Source organism: Mucilaginibacter sp. (assembly GCF_036568825.1).
GTDB lineage: Bacteria > Bacteroidota > Bacteroidia > Sphingobacteriales > Sphingobacteriaceae > Mucilaginibacter.
The window spans coordinates 1-2,752 of sequence record NZ_DATCRU010000038.1; the positions used below are offsets into that span (position 1 = coordinate 1).

A 2,752-nucleotide genomic window follows, 5' to 3' on the forward strand; every position below is an offset into this window, starting at 1 on the left:
TTAAAAGCGACATTCAGGACTATATCACGTATTATAACAACGACAGAATCAAGCTCAATCTAAAAGGAATGAGCCCGGCTAAATACCGAGCTCATTATGATAATAATAATTAAGTTTGTCCAACTTTTGGGGTGCACTTCAATATGCACCGCCTTTCTTATTTAATTGCATCCGCAAGTCTTCTGAAAATTTTTGAGCACAAAATCCATTTCGGGGCTGTTATCTATGTTAATAAATCATTATGAAAACATTTACAGTAGTAATAGAAACGCCCAAAGGCTCAACACAAAAATATGATTACGAGGAAAAACTACACGGCTACCGTCTTGCCAAAATTATGCCGACAGGAATGATCTTCCCGTATGATTTTGGCTTTGTTCCCGACACAAAAGGCAGCGATGGCGATCCTTTGGACGTCATTGTGATTTCAGAGTTCCACAGCTTTCCGGGATGCGTTATAGAATGCCGGATCATTGGCTGTATGCTAGCAGAGCAGCAGTCAAAAAAAGGCATGGTGCGCAACGACAGGTTTATTGCTGTACCCGAGCTGTCATTGGTTTTTAGTGAAGTTGAGAATGTTAGCGATATGCCGGACAAACTTATAAGTGAATTATGCGATTTTTTTGCGAATTACAACCGCGCGGAACAAAAAGAGTTTAAGACATTAGGTATCGTCGACGCAAAAGAGGCTAAAAAATTGATTAAAAAATCACTGGAAGCTTCGGACTAAAAAGTTAATACTATGAAACACGCTGAACAATTTATACCGGACCAGGAAACAGGAAGCCAGACTGATTTTTCCGAAGAAAGAACATTTGAAAATCAGGCACAGGCACATGAAGGATTTAAACGTGCCGCTTCCAGGTTACTGACGGTAAGCGAATGGCATAACTATGCCGGGGCGGGCTCCTCGCGCTTTTGTCTCACCAATAATTTGGGTGATGAAGTGACCGGTTTTGCAGTTGAAGGCTTTTTATTCAATATTGATTTACCTGTGCCCGGTTCCAGTGCCGGTGACGGGCTTGAATGGGTAATGATAGAACGTATTGAGGCTAAAGAGGATGCTAAAGCCACTGAAGAATTTGTAGCTATGACGGCCCGGCCCGTGCCTGATCCGCGAAAGATTGAATCAGAAACAGCACATTTTTTTAAGGATGTCTCCACAAGTACTTTCATTGTCAAAAGGGTTGGAAAAACAGTTAGCGCGGCTGTTCATGGACGCAATGAAACCCCTAATAACTCGGATGTGAATATTCATGATAAGATAAGGAATACTGTTGTTGCACTTACGGCCAGGGTGGGTATGTCGGGTCCTCAGTGGAAAAAATTGGTCAAGGGGTTGCTGGAATAGCTGTACATTCTACTCACCCGGTCATTGCTGCGCTCGACCACCCTCTCTACCGCAAGCGGTAAAGAGGGGATTTTTTTGTTTTTCTTCACCTCTTTATGGTTTGCCATAGAGGTGTCGAACAGCGTAGCGCTTTCGGGTGAGTCAACTCTGCGAGCGATTAATGAGCAGCTAATTTATAAACCATGAATTCTTCTTATCATAAAAATATTCAGCTTAAATCTTTTATGCTTTAATATTTTTTGCAAAATTTGACTTTACTATTCTTGCCCATCAATTTTATATTAATCACCCAACTGATATTACTTATTTAATAAGTAGTAATCATTAATAACATTATCTTTCTAAATGGCTTTAAGCAAAAAACGTAATACAGGTAAATCGCATATGACCACCTCAAAAGCTGCAGGCGCTTCAAAGCCGGCAAAAAGTAAATCATTTCCCATAGTTTGCGTCGGCGGGTCGGCCGGCGGATTTAAGGCTATGGAAAAGTTTTTTACCCATATGCCTGCTGATAGCGGGATGGCTTTTGTAATTGTAATGCACCTGGATAAAAGCCATGCAGGAAATGTTGCGGAGCTTATTCAAACTTTTACGCCGATGCAGGTGAAAGAGGCCCGGGACGGTGAACAAGTTGAGTCTGATACCATCTACGTGATTCCGCGTAATAAAGACATGGGCATTCATAACCGGAAGCTGCTGTTACTTTCGCCCTCCAAGCCAAATGGCTACCGCTTACCCATAGATTATTTCCTTCAAAGCCTGGCTGAGGACCAGTGGAACAGGTCAGTAGCGATCATCATGTCAGGGATGGGCTCTGACGGGGAAACCGGTGTGCGGATGATCAAAGAAAAGTTGGGCATGGTAATGGTGCAGGACCCTGAGACCGCCCAATACAGCAGCATGCCCCAAAGTGCTATTGGTACCAACCTGGTGGATTATGTGCTGTCACCGGAGGAAATGCCTATCAAGCTGATCCAGTATCTCAATCATCCTGCGATGGTTGAAGAGATCAATGAGCAGTCGAAAAATGAAAGCCGGGATACCAATGCTATTCAAAAAATACTGATGCTGCTGCGCACACACAACGGACATGATTTTGCCCAGTATAAAAAGAATACGATCACCAGGCGTATTGACCGCCGGCTGGCATTCCACCAATTGCCCGATTATGGCCATTATATTACTTACCTGCGCGAAAACCCGCACGAGATCGACATATTATTTAACGAATTACTGATCGGCGTTACCAAATTTTTCCGCGACCATACGGCTTTTGATGTACTAAAGGAAAAACTATTCGGTGTTTTACGTCAAAAGGCAGAGAGCGACCCTGTACGTGTTTGGGTAGCAGGATGTTCAACCGGGGAAGAGGCTTACTCAATAGCCATCCTCCTGATGGAG

Annotated in this window: 4 protein-coding genes; all 4 read left to right on the top strand. The window is 43.3% G+C overall.

Annotation, left to right across the window (positions count from 1 at the left end):
- Positions 1–11 precede the first annotated feature (11 nt).
- Entirely contained in the window at positions 12–113 is a 102-nt protein-coding gene (locus VIM89_RS08105) for an IS3 family transposase (RefSeq protein WP_488155649.1), read from the top strand.
- Between the two features lie 128 nt (positions 114–241).
- Positions 242–730, top strand: coding sequence for an inorganic diphosphatase (locus VIM89_RS08110; protein WP_488155646.1), 489 nt, complete (start codon positions 242–244; stop codon positions 728–730).
- A 12-nt stretch (positions 731–742) separates the two neighbouring features.
- Entirely contained in the window at positions 743–1,351 is a 609-nt protein-coding gene (locus tag VIM89_RS08115; RefSeq protein ID WP_488155647.1) for a hypothetical protein, read from the top strand.
- A 345-nt stretch (positions 1,352–1,696) separates the two neighbouring features.
- Positions 1,697–2,752: chemotaxis protein CheB (locus VIM89_RS08120; RefSeq protein WP_488155648.1), on the top strand; the 1,056-nt coding region annotated here is incomplete at its 3' end.

What these genes read in the sequence shown, in the direction of transcription:
- VIM89_RS08110 (WP_488155646.1), top strand. Translation starts at nt 242, where the DNA reads ATGAAAACATTTACAGTAGTAATAGAAACGCCCAAAGGCTCAACACAA.
- VIM89_RS08115 (WP_488155647.1), top strand. Translation starts at nt 743, where the DNA reads ATGAAACACGCTGAACAATTTATACCGGACCAGGAAACAGGAAGCCAG.